Origin of the sequence: Streptomyces sp. Go-475 (assembly GCF_003330845.1) — a bacterium.
Taxonomy (GTDB): domain Bacteria; phylum Actinomycetota; class Actinomycetes; order Streptomycetales; family Streptomycetaceae; genus Streptomyces.
On sequence record NZ_CP026121.1, the window covers coordinates 7,978,778 to 8,000,039 of the forward strand.

A 21,262-nucleotide genomic window follows, 5' to 3' on the forward strand; every position below is an offset into this window, starting at 1 on the left:
TTGACTGCCATCTCAGCCCGGATCACCGCGGTCGACACCTACGACGTCCGCTTCCCCACCTCGCGGGAGCTGGACGGTTCCGACGCGATGAACCCGGACCCCGACTACTCCGCCGCCTATGTCGTGCTGCGCACCGACGCCGGTGACGGGCTCGAGGGCCACGGTTTCACCTTCACCATCGGACGCGGCAACGATGTGCAGGTCGCCGCGATCGGCGCCCTGCGCCACCACGTCGTGGGCCGCTCCGTCACGGAGCTGTGCGCCGACCCGGGCTCACTCAGCCGCGACCTGATCGGTGACAGTCAGCTGCGCTGGCTCGGCCCCGAGAAGGGCGTGATGCACATGGCGATCGGCGCGGTCGTGAACGCCGTGTGGGACCTGGCCGCCAAGCGCGCCGGCCAGCCGCTGTGGCGGCTGCTCGCCCACGCCGAACCGGAGTGGCTGGTCTCCCAGGTCGACTTCCGCTACATCGCCGACGTCCTCACCCCCGAGGACGCACTCGCTCTCCTGCGCGAGGGCCGCGCGGGGCTCGACGAGCGCGAGGCCGTGCTGGTGAACCGCGGATACCCGGGCTACACGACCTCGCCCGGCTGGCTCGGTTACTCCGACGACAAGCTCACCCGGCTGGCCAAGCAGGCGGTCGCCGACGGGTTCACCCAGATCAAACTGAAGGTCGGCGCGGACCTGGAGGACGACGTCCGGCGCCTGCGCACGGCCCGTGCCGCCGTCGGTGACGGCATTCGCATCGCCATCGACGCCAACCAGCGGTGGAACGTGGACGAGGCGATCCAGTGGACCGACGCGCTCGCCGCCTTCGACCCGTACTGGATCGAGGAGCCCACCAGCCCCGACGACATCCTCGGACACGCCGCCGTCCGTGAAGCGGTCGCGCCGGTGAAGGTGGCCACCGGCGAACACGTGCAGAACCGCGTCGTCTTCAAGCAACTCCTCCAGGCCGGCGCCCTCGACGTCCTCCAGATCGACGCCGCCCGAGTCGGCGGGGTCAACGAGAACCTGGCCATCCTGCTGCTCGCCGCGAAGTTCGGGGTGCCGGTGTGTCCGCACGCCGGCGGGGTGGGGCTGTGCGAGCTGGTGCAGCACCTGTCGATGTTCGACTACCTGGCCCTGTCCGGTACCACCGAGAACCGGGTCATCGAGTACGTCGACCACCTCCACGAGCACTTCACCGTGCCCGTGGTGATGCGCGAAGGGCACTACACCGCGCCCCTCGCACCGGGTTTCTCCGCCATGATGAAGGAGGAGTCCATCGCCGAGTACCGCTACCCGGACGGGACGTTCTGGGTCGCCGACCGCGCCGGACGGGAGGAGGTGGCATGACCGGGCTGTCAGGCCTCAGAGCCCTCGTCACCGGCGGCGGGTCCGGCATCGGACTGGCCACAGCCCAGACGCTGGCCGCGCAGGGCGCGGCGGTGGCCGTGCTCGACCTGGAACCGTCCGGAGTGCCGGAGCCGCTGCACGCCCTCAAGGCCGACGTCGGCGACGACACCTCGGTCCGCCGCGCCGTGGAGGAAGCGGCCGAGCGGCTCGGCGGCCTGGACATCCTCGTCAACAACGCGGGCATCGGCGCCGTCGGCACCGTCGAGGACAACCCCGACGAACAGTGGCACCACGTCCTGGACGTCAACGTCCTCGGCCTGGTGCGCACCTCCCGCGCCGCCCTGCCGTACCTGCGACGCGCAGCCACCGCCCGTCCGGGCACCGCGGCCATCGTCAACATCTGCTCGATCGCGGCCACGGCCGGACTCCCGCAGCGCGCCCTGTACTCCGCCAGCAAGGGCGCCGTGCTGTCCCTCACCCTGGCCATGGCCGCCGACCACGTCCGCGAGGGAATCCGCGTCAACTGCGTCAACCCGGGCACCGCCGACACCCCCTGGGTGGCCCGGCTCCTGGACGCCGCCGACGACCCCGAGGCGGAACGTGCCGCCCTGAACGCACGCCAGCCGATCGGCCGCCTGGTCACCGCGGACGAAATCGCGGCGGCCGTGGTCTATCTGGCGTCCCCGGCCGCCGGCTCCGTGACCGGTACCGCCCTCGCCGTCGACGGCGGCATGCAGGGGCTCAGGCTCCGCCCGGCGGCCGGCTCATGAGGACGACGCCCCTGGGCGGCACCGGTGTCCGCGTCACCGAGCTGTCGTTCGGGGCCGCGGGCATCGGAAACCTCTACCGCCCGGTCACAGCCGAGGCGGCCTTCGCCGCCGTGGACGCCGCCTGGGACGCGGGCATCCGCGCCTTCGACACCGCGCCCCACTACGGGCTCGGCCTGTCCGAGCGCCGCCTGGGCACCGCGCTGTGCGACCGCCCCCGGGACACGTACACCGTGTCCACGAAGGTCGGACGGCTGCTGGAGCCGAATCCGCGGGGCGGCGCGGGCGACGACCTCGCGCACGGCTTCGCCGTCTCCGACACCCATCGGCGGGTCTGGGACTTCAGTGCCGACGGCGTACTGCGCTCCCTCGAAGCCAGCCTGGACCGCCTCGGTCTGGACCGCGTCGACATCGCACTCCTGCACGACCCCGACGACCACGCCGAGCAGGCCCTCACCGAGGCGTATCCGGCGCTGGAGCGGCTGCGTGCCGAAGGTGTCGTCAAGGCGATCGGCATCGGAACCAACCAATGCGCGCTGCCCGCCCGCTTCCTGCGGGAGACCGACATCGACGTGGTCCTGCTCGCCGGCCGCTACACCCTGCTGGAACAGGAGGGGCTCGCCGAGGTACTGCCCGAGGCCGCCGCCCGCGGAAGGAGCGTGATCATCGGCGGGGTGTTCAACTCCGGGCTGCTGACCGACCCGAGGCCCGGTGCGACGTACGACTACGCGCCCGCCCCGCGGTCCGTCCTGGACCGTGCCCTGCGGCTCAAGGCGATCGCCGCACGCCACGGTGTGCCGCTGCGCGCGGCCGCCCTGCACTTCCCGTTCGGCCACCGGGCGGTCGCGAGCGTCCTGAGCGGAGCCCGCTCCGCCGAGGAAGTGCGCGACACCGTGGACCGGCTGAGGCACCCCGTCGCCGCCGCCCTGTGGGACGAACTGCACGCCGAGGGACTGCTGGCCCCGGACACACCGCTCCCCGCCGTCACACCGTCGAAGGAGGCGCCATGAGAGTCGCCCTGCACACCAAGGTCCGCGCCGACCGCATCGCGGAGTACGAGGCGGCGCACCGCGAGGTCCCCGAGGAGCTGACCGCGGCCATCCGCGCCGCGGGAGTCAGTGAGTGGACGATCTGGCGCAGCGGTACCGAGCTGTTCCATCTCCTGGAGGTGGAGGACTACCCGGCGATGATCGCCGCACTCGAGAAGCTGCCCGTCAACATCGCCTGGCAGGCGAGGATGGCCGAACTGCTGGACGTCGTCCACGACTACTCCGCCGACGGAGCCGACGCCTCACTGCCCGTGGTGTGGCAGCTGTGACCCGGAACCACACATGCGCATAGCCCTCTTCATCACCTGCTTCAACGACACGATGTTCCCCGACACCGGCCGGGCGGTCACTCGACTCCTGGAACGCCTGGGCCACACCGTGGAGTTCCCGCAGGGCCAGACGTGCTGCGGTCAGATGCACTTCAACACCGGCTACCGCCCCGAGACCCTGCCGATGGTGCGCCGGTTCGCGGAGGTCTTCGCGGGCTACGACGCCGTCGTCGCCCCCTCCGGCTCCTGCGCGGGCATGGTCCGCGACCACCACCGGGTGGTCGCCGCCCAGTACGGGGACAACGCCCTCACCGAGGCGGTCGAGGAGGTGGCGCCGACGGTGTACGAACTGTCGGAACTCCTCGTCGACGTCCTCGGCGTCACCGACGTCGGCGCCTGCTTCCCGCACCGCGTCACCTACCACCCGACCTGCCACTCCCTGCGCATGCTGCGCGTCGGCGACCGGCCACTGCGGCTGCTGCGCGCCGTCAAGGGCATCGACCTGGTCGAACTGCCCGCCGCCGACACCTGCTGCGGCTTCGGCGGCACCTTCGCCCTGAAGAACCACGAGGTCTCCAACGCCATGCTGGCCGACAAGATGCGCCATGTCCAAAGCACCGGCGCCGAGTTCCTGTGCGCCGGCGACAACTCCTGTCTCACGCACATCGGCGGCGGCCTGTCCCGACTCCGCACGGGCATCGGAACCCGGCACCTGGCCGAGATCCTGGCCGCCACGGAAGGAGACACGCGGTGAGCGGCGCCGACAACGTCGTGTGGCTGGGCACCCCGGCCTTCCCCGAGGCCGCCCGAGGCGCGCTCGCCGACACCCGGCTGCGGGCGAACCTGCGCCGGGCCACCGGCACCATCCGTGACAAACGGCTGAAGGCCGCCGCCGAACTCCACGACTGGGAGGAACTGCGCGAGCGGGCGGCTGCGGTCAAACGGCGCACCCTGCGCCACCTCGACCACCATCTCCTGCGGCTGGAGAAGGCGGTGACCGCCGCGGGCGGTACGGTCCACTGGGCCGCGGACGCCGCCGACGCCAACCGCATCGTCACCTACCTGGTGAAGGCCACCGGCGAGCGCGAGGTCGTCAAGGTCAAGTCGATGGCCACCCAGGAGATCGGCCTCAACGAGGCGCTCGCCGACGCGGGAATCCGCGCCTACGAGACCGATCTCGCCGAACTCATCGTGCAGTTGGGAGGTGACCGCCCCTCCCACATTCTCGTGCCGGCCATCCACCGGGGCCGCTCCGAGATCCGGGAGATCTTCCTGCGGGAGATGGGGGAGTGGGGCAGCCCCGCCCCCGAGGGGCTCGGTGACGATCCCCGCGAGCTCGCCGAAGCCGCCCGGCTGCATCTGCGCGAGAAGTTCCTGCGGTGCAAGGTCGCCGTCTCCGGTGCCAACTTCGCCGCCGCCGACACCGGCACGGTCGCGGTCGTGGAGTCGGAGGGCAACGGGCGGATGTGCCTGACCCTGCCGGACACCCTCATCACGGTCATGGGCATCGAGAAGGTCCTTCCCTCCTTCGCCGACCTGGACGTCTTCCTCCAACTGCTGCCGCGCTCCTCGACCGGCGAGCGCATGAACCCGTACACCTCGCTGTGGACGGGGGTCACCGAAGGCGACGGCCCCACAGACTTCCACCTTGTGCTGCTCGACAACGGCCGCACCGCCACCCTGGCCGACGATGTGGGCCGCCAGGCCCTCGCCTGCATCCGCTGCTCGGCCTGCCTGAACGTCTGCCCGGTGTACGAGCGCACCGGCGGCCACGCCTACGGCTCCGTCTACCCCGGCCCGATCGGCGCCGTACTCACCCCGCAGCTCGTCGGCGTCGAGAACGCGGCTTCCCTGCCCTTCGCCTCGACTCTGTGCGGCGCCTGCTACGACGCCTGCCCCGTGAAGATCAACATCCCGGAGGTGCTGGTCCACCTGCGCGCCGAGGCCGTGGAGGCACAACGCCGTGGTCGGTTCCTGCCCACCGTCGAGGCGCTCGCCATGAAGGCCACCGGACTGGTTCTGTCCTCCCCGACGCGTTTGGCGGCGGCTCAGTGGCTGGCAGCGCTCGGCGCCCGTCTCGTGGCCCGCGACGGCCGGATCGGTGCCCTGCCGGGCCCGTTGGCCCGCTGGACGGGCACCCGGGACACGCCGGCGCCCCCACGGGAGTCACTGCGCGCATGGTGGCGCAGGTCGAAGGCCGTGAAAGGAACACAAGGTCATGCGTCGGCGGAAGAGGAGGCCGCCGGTGACCGGCCGTGACACCGTCGTGCGGGCGGTGAGGAGAGCACTGACCGACGTGCCTCGCTCCGAGAACCCCGATGACGCACCATCTTCACCCGGCCACCGGACCGACCACGCGGTGCCGGACATCGTCAGGCTCTTCAGCGAACGCACAGCCGAGTACCGTGCCACGGTGGTCCGTGTTCCGGTGGCCCGGGCCGCCGTAGCCGTCCAGGACGCTCTGGTGCGCACCGGAGCACGTTCGCTGGTCGTCCCGCCGGGCCTTCCCGCCGACCTGATTCCCCAGGGACCCTGGTCCCGGCTGGAGGACTCCCCGCCGCTGACGCCGGGGCAGCTCGACGCGGCGGACGCGGTGCTCACCACCGCTGCGACCGCCATCGCCGTCACCGGGACCGTGATACTCGATCACGGCCCGGGCCAGGGGCGCCGAGCCCTGACCCTCCTTCCGGACCAGCACATCTGCCTGGTCCGCGAGGACCAGATCGTCTTCGATGTGCCCGAGGCTCTCAGCCGCGTCGATCCGTACCGGCCCCTGACGCTCGTGTCCGGTCCCTCCGCGACCAGCGACATCGAGCTGGACCGCGTAGAGGGCGTGCACGGACCGCGGACGCTGGACATCATCGTCATCGGGGACACATAGCGGCCCGATCCGGGTGGCAGCAGGCGCCTGGCGGACGACGTACCCGAAGCGGGGACCGCCGCCACGGAACAGCGAGTGGGAGCGCTCCCGAAACCCGTGGCGACTGTCTCCGGCTCGGGGCACCCGGCGGGCGACGACGCTCGTCACGCCGATTCACGGACCTGGAGCTGCGTGCGGAGGATGACGTGGCGGTAGGCCACCGACGGCTCGTCCATGTCCTCCAAGAGCAGGCGGATCATGGCCCGGCCCATCTCCTCCAGCGGCTGACGCACGGTGGTCAGAGGCGGATCGGTGCGCTGAGCCAACGGAAAGTCGTCGAAACCGATCACGGCGACATCCTCCGGTACGCGCCGTCCCGCCGCCCGCAGTGCTTGCAGAGCCCCCGCCGCCGTGGTGTCCGACGCGGCGAGGACGCCGTCGATCTCCGGGTGCCGTTCGAGGAGTTCCGCCATGGCGCGGCGCCCGCTGTCGTCCGAGAAGTCGCTCTCGGCGACCAAGGACTCCTCGTACCTCAAACCGGCAAGCGTCAGAGCATCCCGGTAGCCGCGCAGCCGGCACTGGGCGACGTACATGTCCAACGGCCCCGTGATGGTGGCGATCGTTCCACGGCCCCGTGCCAGCAGGTGGGAGACTGCGCTGCGGGCACCGCCCACGTTGTCCGCGTCCACGTAACTGACGTACTCGTCGCCCGAACGGCGCCCCAGCATCACGGTCGGCAGCCGCGCCTCGGCGAGCATGTCAGGGAGCCGGTCCCCCGCATGCACCGACAACAGCAGGACCCCGTCGACCCGGCCGCCGCGCGCGTACTCGAGGAAGCGCTTGCGCTCGGTGTCCGAGCGGACCAGGGTCAGCAGCAGTTGCATCCCGGTGTCCGTCAGCGCGTCCCCGAGGGCGCGGACGATCTCCGAGAAGAACGGCTCGGCGAACACGCGCCAGTCGGGCTCCGTCAGGACGAGAGCGACGGCATCGGTTCGCTGCCCGGCCAGGGAGCGCGCCGCGAGATTGGGAACGTACCCCAGCTCCTCGATGGCTCGCTGCACGGCTTCGCGCGTCGACTCCTTCACACCGGCCGCGTTGTTGATGACGCGGGAGACCGTGCCACGCCCCACCCCGGCGCGAGCGGCCACCTCTTCCAACGTTGGCGTTCCGGGGCGTCGCCTGCCCATGACCACCTCCCCCACGAGATCATCCGATCTTACGGGGCGAAGGAACCAGGCACACGGCTTCCAGGCGTGACCCGTGCTCTGTCGGCCAGGTGACGACGTCGCGTTCGCCTCATTCATGAGTGAATGCGCTGTGCATCGCCGGGTTCGTGCCGCGCACAGGGGGAGCGGCGTCGACCCGGCAGGGGCCGTCGTCTGGGACGATGGTGGCATGGGTGAGGATGTCCTGCGGTTCCCCGATTCTCCGGCTCATGAGCCTGACTTCGAGGACGATTTCGCCGTTCCGCAGCTCAGGAAGGATCGCTGGGTCGATCACTATCTGCCCCACTGGACGTCACCCGAGCGGTCCCGGGCACGCTACGACATCGACGGTTCGGGGCTGCGGCTGCGTATCGACGCCGACCAGCCGGACTGGCGAGAGGAGGACGCTCCGCTACGCGTGTCCAACGTGCAGACCGGGGTCTTCTCCGGCCCGGTGGGCTCTCACCGGGGAACACACCGACACCGTTCCGACGGACTTGTCGTCCGCACGGAGACCCGCGAGCGCCTGCTCTGGGCACCCACGGCCGGACGGGTGGAGGTGACGGTGAGCGCGAGCGTGGACGAGGGATGCATGCTCGCGGCGTGGCTGGTGGGCACGGAGCATCGGTCGGAGGGGGAGAGCGGTGAGATCTGTATCTTCGAGATCGACGCCGACGCCGTCTGCGAGGGGCGGAGTCGCGCCCGGTGCGGGGTGAAAGCGCATTCGGACAGGCGGTTGACGACCGACATGACGGAAGTCGTCCTTCCCCTGGACGCCTCGAAACCCCACACCTGGACGGCTGTGTGGGGGCCGTCGGGCACGATCATCGGCTGCGAGGGCGTCATGGTGAAGCGGACGCGTCAGTCTCCCGCCTACCCGCTCTTCTTGATGATCGACCTGTTTGAGATCGGCCCACGCTCGGACGCCGGGACCTCCTACCCGAAGACCGCTCATGTCCACCGTGTGCGTGGGTGGGATGCACTCGACCAGCCGGAGACGGGCGCCTCGTGAGAGAGGCGGGACCCGCCCCTCAGGCACGAGCCTGGCGGGCGGGTTCCGGGTGGGCGGATGCGACTCGGGTCCGGTGCGTGCTCGGCAGCGGGCGACCGGCGGCTCGGGTCAGGTGAGTCATTCCGAATACATCACGCGGTGGTGCAGGGAGTGCCGTTCAGGCTGAAGGTGGCCGGCTTGGCGAAGCTGCCGCTGTAGGAGGCCTGGAAGCCGAAGGAGACCTGGCCGCCGGGCGCAAGAGATGCGTTGTACGGCAGGTTGCCGGCCGTGACCGCTCCTGACGACGGAGAGATCCCGGCGTTCCACGCGCTGGTGATCGTCTGCCCCGCGGGCAGGGTGAACGAGAGATTCCAGCCGTTGACCGGCGAGGAACCCGTGTTGGTCAAGGTGACATCGGCGGTGTAGCCGCCCTGCCACACGCTGGTGCCGTAGGCCACCTTGCATGCCGCGGGTCCGCTGGGAGTGCCGGGGCCGGGTGTGCCGCCGCCGAGGTTGACGGTCGACGAGAAGGAGTTCACCGCCAGTCCCGCACCGTTCCGCCAAGGCTCGAAACCCGCCTGAATGCTTGTCAGGTACCAGTCGTTCTGCGCGAGTCCGCGGGAGACGGCCTGCCGGACGAAGTCCATCGCGTCGAAGCTCCAGCTGTCGATCGCCGACGGGGCGACGAAGGAGATCACGTCGTTGGAGCCGTTGCTGCCCTGCCACACCTGCCAGGTGCGTCCGGCCACGTTCGCCGTACCGACCTGGGAGCCGATGGGCTGGATCGGGCCCACCTTGTTGAGCCAGATCATGATCTCGGTCCGGTTCACGCCGTCGGTGCGGGGCGTCGGGTCCAGCCAGATGTCGTACGAGGCGTTGTACGCGGCGTCGCCGCCCACGTAGCCGTAGGAGATGCTCGTGGGTGCGTCGGCGATGGAGCTCAGCCGTGCGGGGAGCTTCGTGCCGGGGGAGCAGTTGGTGTAGTGGCAGCCGTTGTACACGGACGGGTAGGACTTCGGGGCGCCGTTCGTCGGGACCGAACCGTCGGCCTGGGTGACCCTGAAGCCCGAGTCCGTGACGGCGATGCACTGGGTCTGACTGGTGCCCCAGCGGTTGTTCTGCACGACGTAACGGCCCTGGATGGTCGTGGAGCCGAACGGCTCGCAGATCGTTGTGTCGGCGTGCGACGTCGACGCGCCGGTGAGAAGCGCTGCCAGCGCGACGAGTGAGGTGAGCAGCGCACCGGACAGGGCGCGCATCCTGCGGGCTTGGTGACGTGGTGGTTGCATGCGGCTCCTCCGCAGTGGATGTGGGGGGAGAAGAGCGCCCATGAATGGGAGCGCTCCCATTTCTTGTTCGGAAGGGGACTGTAGGAGAGGATCATGTCCCTGACAAGATGCCGAGCGTAGGCCTCTCAAACGGGTCCCGAAAGGGCAGGTCGTTCGGGTGGAGGGCAACTCGATGGCCCTCCGGTGCTCGGCCCGGCGCTGCGACGCGTTGGGCTGGCCGGGTCTCATCCATGCCCTCCCGTCCGGTGCGGTCTGCTGTCTGCTGGTGAGGGGGCGTAGAGGGTCACAGGCCGGCGAGCCTCCTTGGTGTCTCACTCCACTCGCGGCCGGCAGGCTCAATGAGCGGTGGAGAAACGGGTGGTCACCGGGCGGCCCCCGTGTGGCTGGGGGCCGCCCGGCGGGTGACCCCGTCTCCTTGTGACGGGGTCGCGCACGCGGGCCTCAGCGGGGGGCTACTCGAGGAGTTCCGCGTACGAGCCCATGGCCAGGGCGATGTCCGCCTGGGCCCAGAACCGGTGGTACGTGAACGACGGGACGGCCCCGCCCTTGAGATAGGCCTCGATCTTCGACCAGGCCGGGTCGTCCTTGTAGAAGGAGCGGATCGAGTCGAACGTCGACGAGGAGTTGATCGCGTCGCCGTTCGGCATCGTGCCCGTCCAGCCGCTCGGGATGTACACCGGGTCGTCGAACCGGTTGTAGTCGGCCCGGTTCTCCGGGACGGCGATACCGAGGGCGTCCTGGTGGTTGTCCCACATCCCGTCCAGCAGCTTCTTCGCGGCCGCCGCGGCCTCGGTGTCACCCGAGCGGTCGGCGTAGTACGTCAGCGTCTTGGCGAACGCGGCGGCCACCCCGACGTCGTTCGTGTAGTCCACCACGCTGACGTGCAGCCCGCTGTTGGAGCCGGGGTTAGAGGCGTTCCAGGTGTCGGGCTGGCCCGACCACTGCAGCGTCGACGGGATGCGGAACGTGCCGTCCGGGTTGAACGTGGTCTTGGACAGCGCCCAGTCGACCCACTTGTCGAGGACCGTCTTGGCCTGCGCGTTGCCCGTCTGCTGGTACAGCTCGGCGACCCGCTCCATGGACCACGCCTGGAAGCCGAACCACTGGTTGGACGGCGGGTCGTGGTACACGGGCTTCTCGTCGTAGTACATGCCGTAGAACGTCGACTTCCCGGCCGGCGGGGTCGCGTACCGGCCCGCCCAGCTGTTGGTCGCGCCGCCCGCGATGGCGCCCTCGTCCGACTGCAGCCAGCGGTAGAACTCCAGCTGCCGGTCCATGGACTTGGCCCAGTCGGCCGCGCCCGTTGCCGACTTGGGCTTCAGCGGGGCGTAGTTGGCGAGCGCGTACGCGGCCAGCGGGTTCTGGTAGCCGCCGTGGGCGTGGCTGGAGCCGATGCGCCAGGCCCAGCCGGCGTTGGTGTCGGTGGCGCCGCCCCAGGCGTAGTACCAGGACAGCAGGTACATCGAGGCGTCCTTGCCGGTGCCCGCCGGGCAGGTCGAGGGACCGACGCAGTTGCCGACCTTCTTGAAGTACTTGTCGTACATCGCGTAGCGCAGGTAGTCGCCCATCTTCGCGGCCTTGGTCATGGTCGCGGAGACGTCCGACCCCTTGCCCTGCTGCTTGGCCCAGATGTCGGCCCAGTAGGCGGCCTGCACGGCCCGCGCGTCGGCGTCCGGCGCGTTGGTGAACTTCCACTGCTTGGCGTAGGAGGAGTCACCGGTGAACAGGTCCAGGTAGCCGTTCTTGCCGCCGTACTTGAAGGCGTCGCAGGTCGGCTGCGGCACCGTCTCCCACACCGACTCCTGCGCGCCGCGCTGGAAGGTGTTGATGTACGACGGTCCGGTGTCCGACGGACCCGCCTCGCACTTGCCCGGCGAGTTGCCGAAGCCGTAGACGTTGTCGACGTCCTGCAGCCAGTGCATGCCGTAGACGTCGTCCGTGCCGTACGCGCTCTTCAGCTCCGCCGCGATCGGGTCCCGGCCCGCCGCAACGGACGGGTCGAGCTTGGCCGGGTACTCGTTCGGGGTGTCCAGTTCGGGGGCGTACGTCGCCGGCTTGGAGGCGTTGTAGAAGGAGTTGGTCGGCTGGTCGGCCTTGGTGGGGATCATGTACTTCTCCATGATCTCCCAGGCCCCGTTGAACTTCGACCAGTCGCCCGTCACCTTGCCGTACATGGCCTGGAGCCACAGGAGGTAGCTGTAGGCCTCCGACGTGGTCTCGTGACCGTGGTCCGGCGCCTCGACGATCAGCGTCTCGACCGAGTGGTACGGGATGCCCTCGGGGGAGAAGTAGCCGTTCGCCGGGTTGGTGATCTTCCCGTACAGCTCCAGGAAGCGGGCGTCGTAGTCCTTCGTCGCTCCCAGCTGCGTCACGGTGACCGCGACCTTCGCGTGCCCGGGGGCCGTCGACTCGAAGGTCGCCGCGCCGGTACCGGACTTGTCGGCGGTGATGGTCACCTTCTGCGCGGTGTTCCAGTTCTGCGGCGTGAAGGTGAGCGAAGCGCCACCGGTCACCGACAGACCTGAATTGCCGCTCGTCCGGGCCGTGTTGACGGTGACGTTCGAGGACGGCTGCTTCGACAGCTTCACCTCGTACGTGCCTGTCTTGCCCTGCTGGACACCCAGTTGCGTGGGCGTGGCGACCACGGTGGGCCCTGAGGCGACCGTGATGCCCACGGGCGTGGACGACGCGGACGCGCCGAGGCTGTCGTAGGCCTTCGCGACGAGTGAATGACTGCCCACGGTCAAACTTGAGACCGAGAGCGAGTACGGCGCCGTCGTGTCCGTGCCGAGCAGCTTCGTGTCGTCGTAGAACTCCACCTTGCTGATCGTGGCGTTGTCCGCGGCCGCGGCGGTGGCCGCCAGCGGCACCGCCTCGCCCTGGCTGTAGACGGCGCCCGCGGCCGGGCTGGTGAGCACGGTGATGGGGGGTTGGTGGGCGCCGGTGCAGCTGGTGCCGTTGATCGCGAAGTTCGTGGGGGCGGTGTTGGTGCCGCTGTAGCTGAACTGGGCGCCGGTCGACACGGCGGCTCCGGCGGCGATCCGCCCGTTGTAGCCGGCGTCCTTCACGGTGATCGACTGCCCGGACTGGGACCAGGTGCCGTTCCAGCCGTTGCTCAGCTTCTGGTTGCCCGAGTAGCTGTAGGTCAGGGTCCAACCGTCGATGACGTCCGTACCACGGTTGGTGATCGTCAGGTCCGCGGTGAAGCCGGAGCCCCAGTCGTTCGTCTTGTAGTCGACACTGCACCGAAGTGCGGCCGCCTGGGCGGGAGCCGAACCCGTGGCCAGCAACGACAGGGGCAGGGCTAAAGCGGTCGCCACAGCGGTCCACACCCGCCGAACGGCTCTGCGTTTGCGTCCGGGATCCATGAACTGGTTCCTCCTAGCGGCTTACGGCTCGGGGAAGGACAAGTCTTGGCCAGTGGGAGCGCTCCCATCATGGGGACGCGGTCAGTGGGGGTCAAGACGCTTGAAGAGTCGAAGGCGCAAAACCGTTTAGTTAGAGGAAAGTTCTGCAGCACCTCTGGGCAACCGCGCCACTCGCCGCTACCTTCCTTCGCACCAGTGGGAGCGGTTCCAATCAGGCGACGCGCCGGTCACGACGCGCTCAACTGCAAGGAGTCGCTCATGCGACACCCCCCACCTTCGTTACTTCAAGCCGTTGCGGGCGCCGACACGCTCGTCGCCACCACGGTCGTCCCGATGGTCTCGGCCCAGGGAGCGATGTGCCCCTGGCCGAGGGAGCACACCGTCCACGGCCAGTGGGACAACGGCTTCCACGGATCAGCGCAAAGCACCGACGAGTCCGCCGCGTCGCACAAGCGGACACCGCCGCTCGACTTTCGCCGACGGTCGCAAGCTGGCCCAGGACCTGAACACCGCCTGGTCCCGGTCCGGCACGACGGTGCCCGCCACAATCGGGGGCGGCTCCGAGCCGACCGGCAGCCGGGAGCGTCGACTGGGCCTGTCCGACATCAAACCGTGTCACGCGAGATCGTGCTCCTCGCCGACCCGTGCAGTGAGCCGTGCCCGGACCGCACGACCTGCGGTGTCGCGGACGCGTGGAAGTACCTGCGGCACGGTGACACGGCGGTGTCCGCCCAGAGGCCTCGTGCGAGGTCGCCGGCACTGACGTGGTGGACGCTTACGTGCCCTCCACCAGAGCGCAGAACGTGATCCTTGCGGGTGGACCGGCATACCCCAGCAACCTCGATCTGTGGCTACTGCACGAGCTCACCGACCCGGCGGGCAGTCCGGTCGCCCCCGGCGTGTCCACAACAGCAACACCTGCTCCGACATCTGCACCGACGAGAGCCGGCCCGGCCACGCTCGCCCCCATCGCCGCGCACGTGCCTTTGGTGGCGCGGTAGATCGGTGCGCGCACCTCCTCGCACGGCTGCACCGACAAGGTCATGAGTGGTCCGGCGCCCGCAATCCGTCCCACCTGGGATGGAGCGGGCACCCGGTACCGCTCCTCCGCCCCGTCCCCGGTCTCGAACCGTCGACGCCACGCCCACCCTGCACAGCATCGGACCGCGCAACCGTCTGCGCGGCCGTGATCAGTAGAAGAATGTCGAAGGAGAAGGAACCCACACTCATGAGTCGCACCAGGACCTCACTGCTCGCCGCCCTCGCGCTGCTCACCGGAAGTTCAGGGGCTGCGCTCCTCACGGCACCGGCCGGTGCCGCAACCGCCGCCGTACCCTGCACGGTGGACTACAAGGTGCAGAACCAGTGGGACACCGGCTTCACCGCTGCCGTCACCATCACCAACAACGCGGCTGCCAAGTCGGGTTGGTCGGTGAAGTGGTCGTACGCGGGCAACCAGAAGATCACCAGCTTCTGGAACTCGAAGATCAGCCAGAGCGGCACCGCCGTCACCGCCAACAACGAGAACTACAACGGCACGCTCGCCACCGGAGGTTCGGTCAGCTTCGGCTTCCAGGGCACCTACAGCGGCACCAACGCCGTCCCGGCCACGTTCACCCTCGACGGCGTGACCTGCAACGTCGACGGCGGCCCGACGGACCCCGGCCCGACCGATCCGGGCCCGACGGACCCCGGCCCGACCGGGCCCAAGGCAGGCAACCCGTACTCCGGCGCCAAGGTCTATGTGAACCCGGAGTGGTCCGCGAAGGCCGCCGCAGAACCGGGTGGCAGCCGTATCTCCAACCAGCCCACCGCGGTCTGGATGGACCGGATCGCCGCGATCAACGGTGTGAAGGGCGGCATGGGTCTGCGCGCCCACCTCGATGAGGCCCTGAAGCAGAAGGGCTCCGGCGAGCTCGTCTTCCAGGTGGTCATCTACGACCTCCCGGGCCGCGACTGCGCCGCCCTCGCCTCCAACGGTGAGCTCAAGCCCGACGAGATCGACAAGTACAAGACCCAGTACATCGACCCCATCGCCTCGATCCTCTCCGACCCGAAGTACGCGTCCCTCAGGATCGCCACCATCATCGAACCCGACTCACTGCCCAACCTCGTCACCAACGCCGGCGGCACCCCCACCACCACCGACGCCTGCGTGACCATGAAGGCCAACGGCAACTACGAGAAGGGCGTCTCCTACGCCCTCGACAAGCTCGGCGCCATCCCGAACGTCTACAACTACATCGACGCCGCACACCACGGCTGGCTCGGCTGGGACAGCAATTTCGGCCCCGCGGTGCAGCAGTTCCACAAGGTCGCCACCACCAACGGCGCGAGCGTGAACGACGTGGCCGGGTTCATCGTCAACACCGCCAACTACAGTCCGACCAAGGAGCCGTACCTGAAGATCACCGACACGGTCAACGGGCAGACCGTGCGTCAGTCCAAGTGGCTGGACTGGAACCAGTACGCGGACGAGCAGTCCTTCGCCCAGGCGCTGCGTGACAAGCTCGTCGCGGCCGGCTTCGACTCCGGCCTCGGCATGCTCATCGACACGTCCCGCAACGGCTGGGGCGGCACCGCCCGGCCCACCGGCCCCGGACCGATGACCTCCGTGGACGACTACGTCAACGGCAGCCGCATCGACCGGCGCATCCACGCCGGCAACTGGTGCAATCAGAGCGGCGCCGGCCTCGGCGAACGGCCCACCGCGGCACCTGCCGCCGGCATCGACGCCTACGTGTGGGTCAAGCCGCCGGGGGAGTCCGACGGCTCCAGCAGCGCCATCCCCAACGACGAGGGCAAGGGCTTCGACCGCATGTGCGACCCGACCTATGGCGGCAACCCCCGCAACGGCAACAACCCCACGGGGTCACTGCCGAACGCGCCCGTGGCGGGACACTGGTTCTCCGCCCAGTTCAGGCAGCTGATGCAGAACGCCTACCCGCCGCTTCCGTAACGCCTTGACGCGGTGAGCGTCAGCCGGTGCCCGGCCCTCAGGGAGGGCCGGGCACCGGCGGATCGCGTCTACCGGCAGGGTGGCGGCTTGTCTGGACCGCCCAGCACGCGCCGCGCCGCCGGTGGCCCAGCCGGCAGCTCGATGACCGCGCCGGTGCGGACGTGCGTGGTGCCGACCGAGATGCCGAGTCCGGCAGCCGGCGCTCACGGTTCTTGAGGCAGTCGGCGCCGAGCCGATCGGGCTGAGCGAGCTCGCGCGGCGGCTGGGTCTCCGAAGAGCACACTGCAGCTTGGTCACCTTGGCCGACTGGGCTGGGTCCATACGGACGGCGACGATGCCGCTCGTTGGGGCCGGACGAGCGGGCGTGAGTGCTGAGCAATCGGTGGACGGCCTCGGTCAGCCGCGTGATGTTGCGCTGCCGGTTTCACGATGTCCGACTTGAGCCCGGCCTCGTCTCCACCACACAGCAGCCGACGACCGCGGTGATGACCCTGACCATGTCGAGGCGGCCACGCGATCCGAACACGCACTCATGTGCACCCGCCGTGACACTTCACGCGGCCCAGCGACCCGCCGAAGCGGATCAACCGCTCGACAGAGCTCCTTCGATGAGATCACGAGGTACGGCGACCATCTCCACGCGACCGCTGGCGAGGGCCAGCGTGGAGGAGATCAAGGCCTGCAGACAGGACAGTTCCGCCTCGTCGTCGGGGTGCGTCAGGTGCTGCAGCACGAGTCCGTCGAATCCGGCGAGGAAGAACCGCGCGACCGTGCTCGCCGGCTGTGCGAGCTGCCGGCCGGCGCGCTCGGCGGCGTCTGTCACCAGCTCCGATGTCACGCTGAGGACACCGAGGTTGTGCGTTTCGAGAGCCTCTCGGAGGTGGGGCGACCGGAGCGCGAACATGGTGAGTTCGGTGAGCAGTTGATAGCTCTTCGACTGGTCACGCACCGTGCGCCACAAGGCGGAGGCAAGCACTCCCACGGTTTCCTCGAAGCCGGCGTCGACCGGTGCGGCCTGCCGCACCTGGCTCTCCATCTCCTGGGTCAGGTGCTGGATGACGGCACGGTACAGGTCCTCCTTCGTGCCGAACGTGTAGTGCACCGTGGCCTGCGCGACGCCGAGCTCGGCGGCGATCGCACGGGTACTTCCGGCAGCGACTCCCTCTCTCGCCATGAGTTCGATGGCTGCTTTGATCAACTGAGGGCGGCGCTCGGCCGCTGAGACATGAGCCATACACGTATCATACCGACTTGATTGCTCGAAGGAGTCACTCGAACAACTCGCATTTTCGCAGGTCGCGGCGTGAGGATCCGCTCCGCCCGGTGAATTCAGCCAGGGCAGCCTCGGCCGGATGGGCGACGTGTGCGAGGAACCGGTGCGGAGCCTTGAGAGCGGCTCCGCACCGGGGGGCGGTGGGTGGATCAGGATGCGGCCCCGGTGACCTCGGAGCCGTTACGCGTGACGTGGTAGGTGACCTTCGCGCCGCTCCAGAAGTGGAAGGTGAGGGTCGCCGTCTCGCCGTCCTTGAGCGCGGACAGGTAGTCGGAGGTGAGCGTGAGGGTGCCGGCCGTGTAGTCGGGCTCGAACTGTGGTCCGAACATCTGGAAGGTGCTCCAGCTGATCGGGCCGGCCGGGGTGCCGTCGGCGTACTGCGACGACATCGTCGCGAGCTGGTCGCCCCGGAACCGGGTGGGGACGGTGAGCGAACCGGTGGTGGTTCCGGTCGCGGCGGAGAACACCGGGACCTCGCTGGAGATGATGTCGATCCTCCAGGGACGGCCCTTGGAGAACCTGGCCTCCACTGTGGCCCGGACACCGTGGGCCCGGTCCCCGGCGAGGCGCGTCAGCGCCTGCGCGGTCAGCCTGAGCCGGTCGCCGGACAGGGTGTAGTCGCGGCCCCGGACGAGCGGGCGGCCGCCCTGCCACAGACCCCGGAAGGTGGTGCCGTTGAGGTCGAGGGTCAGCGTCCGGTCGGTGAGGGTGCCGGAGGCGGGCACGTACACCTGGTCGGAGGAGGCGGTTCCGGATCGGGTGGTGTAGCTGGACATGATCCAGTCGATCAGCTCGGGATCGCGCCACCGCAGAGTCTTACGGTTGATGTACTGGTACGGGTCCCACAGCGCGGTCGTGACGCCGTTGAGGCGGGCGGTGTGGCCGAGGCGTTCGAAGTACTTGAGCGCCTCGCCCCGCTCGACCACATAGGGGTCGGAGTCGACGGGCGGGAAGCCGAACAGACCGTACTCGCCGAGGTAGACGGGGATGCCCTTGGCGACGAAGGTGTCGTGCATCAGGCCGAAGGCGGTGTCCATGTCCTTCTTCGAGGTGTCCTCGAAGGTGGTGTAGCCGGCGACGTTCACACTGAACGGCCAGAAGCCGTAGTAGTGGACGGTGGCCACCAGGTTGTCATCGTTGAGTGAGGCCATCGTCGCGGCCAGGTCGTCCATCAGCGGCTTGCTCGGAGTGGTGCCGAGCGTGGGCAGCACCAGCAGACGATCCGTGTTGCCGCCGCCGCTGGAGCGCACGATCCGGTGGAACGTGGTGTTCAGCTCGTGGAGCAGCCTGGTCTTCTCGGCGTCGGTGATGTCTTCGAAGAACGGCTCGTTGACGCTTTCGAAGAGCAGTTTGCGAGACTCGTCCCGGAACGTGGAGGTGATCTGCCGCCAGGTGGCGTCGAACCGGTCCCTGACCGTGTCGTGGTCGGTGGGCAGGTCGTCGATCCACTGCCAGGAGTCGTGGTGGACGTTGAGGACGACGTACAGACCGTCGGCGATGGCCCAGTCCACGATCTGCTTGACCCGCTGCATGAAGGCCGGGTCGATGGTGTAGGGGGCGGTGGCCGACTGGTGACCGTTCCACGTGACGGGGATGCGGACACTGCGGAAGCCCTTCGCCTTGACGGCGTCGAACAGGGCTTTCGTGACGGGCGGGTTGCCCCAGGATGTCTCGTCGGGGATGGCATCCAGGGTGTTGCCCAGGTTCCAGCTGGGCTGCATGTCGGCGACCACCGCCATGCGGTCGGACGGGGACGCGTCCCGCTCGGGTGCGGCGGCCGCGGTTCCGCCCCAGGCGAGCGGGAGTACCGCGGCCAGGCCGAGGAACAGCCCGACGATCCGCCCCAGTGGGCGACCGCGTGCGGAAGGGTCGTGATGTCGGCGTCGGGCGGCGCCCTGTCTCTCGTGCAACGTGCTCTCCCTTCACACGGGGGCCCGCCGCGGCCTTCGCTGCAGGCCGCGGCGGGCCGGCTCAGGATGCGGAGCCGGTGACAGCGGTGCCGTTACGGGTGACGTGGTAGGTGACCTTCGCGCCGCTCCAGAAGTGGAAGGTGAGGGTCGCCTGCTGGCCGTCCTTGAGCGCGGACAGGAAGTCGGACGTCAGCGCCAGGGTGCCCGCCGAGTGGTCCGGCACGAAGGCCCTGCCGTACTCCTGGTACGGCGTCCAGTCGGCGCTGCCGGCATTACTGCCGTCCGCGTACCTGGCCTCCATCGTGGCGAGCGCGTCTCCGCGGTACCGGGTGGGGATGGTGAGGGAGCCGGTGGTCGTGCCGCTCGCGTTCGACAACACGGGGACGTCACTGGAGATGATGTCGATCTGCCAGGGGACACCTGCCGAGAACCTGGCCTCCAACGTCGCCTTGACGCCGTAGGCCCGGTCACCGGCCAGGCGGGTGAGCGCGCTCGCGGTCAGCGTGAGCCGGTCGCCGGACACGGTGTAGTCGCGGCCCGCGACGAGCGGGGAGCGGCCCTGCCACAGCCCGCGGAAGGAGGTGCCGTTGCGGTCGAGGGTGAGCGTCCGGTCGGTGATGGTGCCGGACGCGGGGACGAAGACCTGGTTGGAGGAGGCGGTTCCGGACCGGGTGGTCCAGCTGGAGGTGATCTGGTTCATCAGGGTGGGGTACCGCCACTGGAGGGTGTTGCGGTTGATGAAGGACCCCGCGTCCCACAGGGCCGTGGTGACGCCGTTGACGCGCGCGTCGTGGCCGAGGCGCTCGAAGTACTTCAGCGCCTCACCCGGCTGGACGTTGGTGTAGGGCTTGGTGTAGTCGGGGTAGCTCAGCAGGCCGTACTCGCCGAGGTACACGGGGATGCCCTTGGCGACGAAGACGTCACGCATCAGCCCGAAGGCGGTGTCCATGTCCTTCTTCGAGGTGTCCTCGAAGGTGGTGTAGCCGGCGATGTTCGCACTGAACGGCCAGAAGCCGTAGTAGTGGACGGTGGCCACCAGGTTGTTGTCGTTCAGCGAGGACATGGTCGTGACCAGGTCGTCCATCAGCGGCTTGCTCGGAGTGGTACCGAGCGTGGGCAGCATCAGCAGGCGGGTGCCGTTGCCACCGCCGGTGCCGCGTACGAGCTGGTGGAACGAGGTGTTCAACTCATGGAGCAACTGGGTCTTCTGCGCGTCGGTGGCGTTGTTGAACGCCGGCTCGTTGACGCTCTCGAAGAGCAGCAGGCGCGGTTCGTCCTTGAACGTGGTGGCTATCTGGTTCCAGGTGGCCTTCCACCGCGCCAGGACCGTGTCGTGCTGGGCGGGCATGTCCGCGATCCACTGCCAGGAGTCGTGGTGGACGTTGAGGACCACGTACAGGCCGTCGGCGATGGCCCAGTCCACGATCTGCTTGACCCGTTGCATGAAGGCCGGGTCGATGGTGTACGGCGCTTCGGCGGACTGGTGACTGCTCCAGCTGACCGGGATGCGCACGCTGCGGAAGCCCTTCGCCTTGACGGCGTCGAACAGGGCTTTCGTGACGGGTGGGTTGCCCCAGGAGGTCTCGTCGGGGATGGCGTCCAGGGTGTTGCCCAGGTTCCAGCTGGGCTGCATGTCGGCGACCACCGCCATACGGTCGTTCTTCGCCGGAGGTTTGGGCGCGGCGAACGCGCCCGCGCCCCAGGCGAGTTGGAGGACGGCGGCCAGCCCGAGCAGCAGCCCGAGGGTGCGGCGGAGCCGGCGGCCCTGTGGGGGACGCTTCTGCTCTCCTTGCGGGATAGTGCGTTGTCTGATGTGCAACGTGGTTTCCCTTCGGACGTGCGGGTGTGGGGGACCCGCCGCGGTCGGCCGGTGGCGTGCCACGGCGGGGGACTGTGTGTGGGGGATCAGTTGCAGGCCTGGGACCACGGGGAGCGGATTCTTCGCGGCGGGGCGTACCCAGTGCGGTACGGCGGCAGCACCGTG

The 21,262-nt window shown here is 69.2% G+C and carries 15 protein-coding genes; 9 read left to right on the forward strand and 6 right to left on the reverse strand.

The features are described 5' to 3' along the window. The 7 genes from C1703_RS36250 (at position 1) to C1703_RS36280 (ending at position 6,304) form a co-directional block, all read left to right on the forward strand. On the forward strand, positions 1–1,338 hold the full coding sequence (locus tag C1703_RS36250; RefSeq protein WP_114256810.1) for an L-fuconate dehydratase: 1,338 nt from the start codon (positions 1–3) through the stop codon (positions 1,336–1,338). Next, the gene (locus C1703_RS36255; RefSeq protein ID WP_114256811.1) at positions 1,335–2,108 is read left to right on the forward strand and encodes an SDR family oxidoreductase; all 774 of its coding nucleotides are present in this window, start codon (positions 1,335–1,337) and stop codon (positions 2,106–2,108) included. Before C1703_RS36250 ends, C1703_RS36255 begins: the two co-directional genes overlap by 4 nt. Continuing rightward, positions 2,105–3,115, forward strand: a complete 1,011-nt coding sequence (locus C1703_RS36260; protein WP_114256812.1) for an aldo/keto reductase — start codon at positions 2,105–2,107, stop codon at positions 3,113–3,115. Before C1703_RS36255 ends, C1703_RS36260 begins: the two co-directional genes overlap by 4 nt. Continuing rightward, positions 3,112–3,423: an L-rhamnose mutarotase gene (locus C1703_RS36265; RefSeq protein WP_114256813.1), complete on the forward strand. Its 312-nt coding sequence runs from the start codon at positions 3,112–3,114 to the stop codon at positions 3,421–3,423. The genes C1703_RS36260 and C1703_RS36265 overlap by 4 nt, the downstream gene beginning before the upstream one ends. Before the next feature lie 13 nt (positions 3,424–3,436). Continuing rightward, positions 3,437–4,177, forward strand: coding sequence for a (Fe-S)-binding protein (locus tag C1703_RS36270; RefSeq protein ID WP_114256814.1), 741 nt, complete (start codon positions 3,437–3,439; stop codon positions 4,175–4,177). Beyond that, the gene (locus C1703_RS36275) at positions 4,174–5,682 is read left to right on the forward strand and encodes a LutB/LldF family L-lactate oxidation iron-sulfur protein (RefSeq protein WP_114256815.1); all 1,509 of its coding nucleotides are present in this window, start codon (positions 4,174–4,176) and stop codon (positions 5,680–5,682) included. The genes C1703_RS36270 and C1703_RS36275 overlap by 4 nt, the downstream gene beginning before the upstream one ends. 154 nt (positions 5,683–5,836) lie before the next feature. Continuing rightward, positions 5,837–6,304: an LUD domain-containing protein gene (locus tag C1703_RS36280; protein ID WP_343236415.1), complete on the forward strand. Its 468-nt coding sequence runs from the start codon at positions 5,837–5,839 to the stop codon at positions 6,302–6,304. Positions 6,305–6,447: 143 nt separating this feature from the next. Here C1703_RS36280 and C1703_RS36285 read toward each other — a convergent pair whose 3' ends face one another. Continuing rightward, positions 6,448–7,470, reverse strand: a complete 1,023-nt coding sequence (locus tag C1703_RS36285; protein ID WP_114257763.1) for a LacI family DNA-binding transcriptional regulator — start codon at positions 7,468–7,470, stop codon at positions 6,448–6,450. A 208-nt stretch (positions 7,471–7,678) separates the two neighbouring features. On the opposite strand from C1703_RS36285, the gene C1703_RS36290 reads away from it, so the two are divergent. Next, positions 7,679–8,500, forward strand: a complete 822-nt coding sequence (locus tag C1703_RS36290; protein WP_114257764.1) for a glycoside hydrolase family 16 protein — start codon at positions 7,679–7,681, stop codon at positions 8,498–8,500. Between the two features lie 131 nt (positions 8,501–8,631). Here the strand turns inward: C1703_RS36290 and C1703_RS36295 are convergent, their stop codons facing one another. Both C1703_RS36295 and C1703_RS36300 read right to left on the reverse strand, forming a co-directional pair. After that, complete coding sequence (locus C1703_RS36295; RefSeq protein WP_114256816.1) at positions 8,632–9,768, reverse strand: cellulose binding domain-containing protein; 1,137 nt, start codon at positions 9,766–9,768, stop codon at positions 8,632–8,634. A 452-nt stretch (positions 9,769–10,220) separates the two neighbouring features. Further along, positions 10,221–13,136, reverse strand: a complete 2,916-nt coding sequence (locus C1703_RS36300) for a glycoside hydrolase family 48 protein (RefSeq protein WP_114256817.1) — start codon at positions 13,134–13,136, stop codon at positions 10,221–10,223. Positions 13,137–14,364: 1,228 nt separating this feature from the next. On the opposite strand from C1703_RS36300, the gene C1703_RS36305 reads away from it, so the two are divergent. Then, positions 14,365–16,095, forward strand: coding sequence for a glycoside hydrolase family 6 protein (locus C1703_RS36305; RefSeq protein WP_114256818.1), 1,731 nt, complete (start codon positions 14,365–14,367; stop codon positions 16,093–16,095). A gap of 583 nt (positions 16,096–16,678) precedes the next feature. Here the strand turns inward: C1703_RS36305 and C1703_RS36310 are convergent. From C1703_RS36310 to C1703_RS36320, 3 genes are all read right to left on the reverse strand, one after another. Next, positions 16,679–17,329 (reverse strand): TetR/AcrR family transcriptional regulator, encoded by a 651-nt coding sequence (locus C1703_RS36310; RefSeq protein ID WP_114256819.1) that lies wholly within the window; start codon positions 17,327–17,329, stop codon positions 16,679–16,681. 188 nt (positions 17,330–17,517) lie between these two features. After that, the gene (locus C1703_RS36315; protein ID WP_198678365.1) at positions 17,518–19,278 is read right to left on the reverse strand and encodes a cellulase family glycosylhydrolase; all 1,761 of its coding nucleotides are present in this window, start codon (positions 19,276–19,278) and stop codon (positions 17,518–17,520) included. 61 nt (positions 19,279–19,339) lie between these two features. Further along, positions 19,340–21,076, reverse strand: coding sequence for a cellulase family glycosylhydrolase (locus C1703_RS36320; protein ID WP_232840810.1), 1,737 nt, complete (start codon positions 21,074–21,076; stop codon positions 19,340–19,342). Positions 21,077–21,262: the final 186 nt, after the last annotated feature.

What these genes read in the sequence shown, in the direction of transcription:
- C1703_RS36285 (WP_114257763.1), bottom strand. Translation starts at nt 7,470, where the DNA reads ATGGGCAGGCGACGCCCCGGAACGCCAACGTTGGAAGAGGTGGCCGCT.
- C1703_RS36310 (WP_114256819.1), bottom strand. Translation starts at nt 17,329, where the DNA reads ATGGCTCATGTCTCAGCGGCCGAGCGCCGCCCTCAGTTGATCAAAGCA.
- C1703_RS36290 (WP_114257764.1), top strand. Translation starts at nt 7,679, where the DNA reads ATGGGTGAGGATGTCCTGCGGTTCCCCGATTCTCCGGCTCATGAGCCT.
- C1703_RS36270 (WP_114256814.1), top strand. Translation starts at nt 3,437, where the DNA reads ATGCGCATAGCCCTCTTCATCACCTGCTTCAACGACACGATGTTCCCC.
- C1703_RS36300 (WP_114256817.1), bottom strand. Translation starts at nt 13,136, where the DNA reads ATGGATCCCGGACGCAAACGCAGAGCCGTTCGGCGGGTGTGGACCGCT.
- C1703_RS36305 (WP_114256818.1), top strand. Translation starts at nt 14,365, where the DNA reads ATGAGTCGCACCAGGACCTCACTGCTCGCCGCCCTCGCGCTGCTCACC.
- C1703_RS36295 (WP_114256816.1), bottom strand. Translation starts at nt 9,768, where the DNA reads ATGCAACCACCACGTCACCAAGCCCGCAGGATGCGCGCCCTGTCCGGT.
- C1703_RS36260 (WP_114256812.1), top strand. Translation starts at nt 2,105, where the DNA reads ATGAGGACGACGCCCCTGGGCGGCACCGGTGTCCGCGTCACCGAGCTG.
- C1703_RS36265 (WP_114256813.1), top strand. Translation starts at nt 3,112, where the DNA reads ATGAGAGTCGCCCTGCACACCAAGGTCCGCGCCGACCGCATCGCGGAG.
- C1703_RS36255 (WP_114256811.1), top strand. Translation starts at nt 1,335, where the DNA reads ATGACCGGGCTGTCAGGCCTCAGAGCCCTCGTCACCGGCGGCGGGTCC.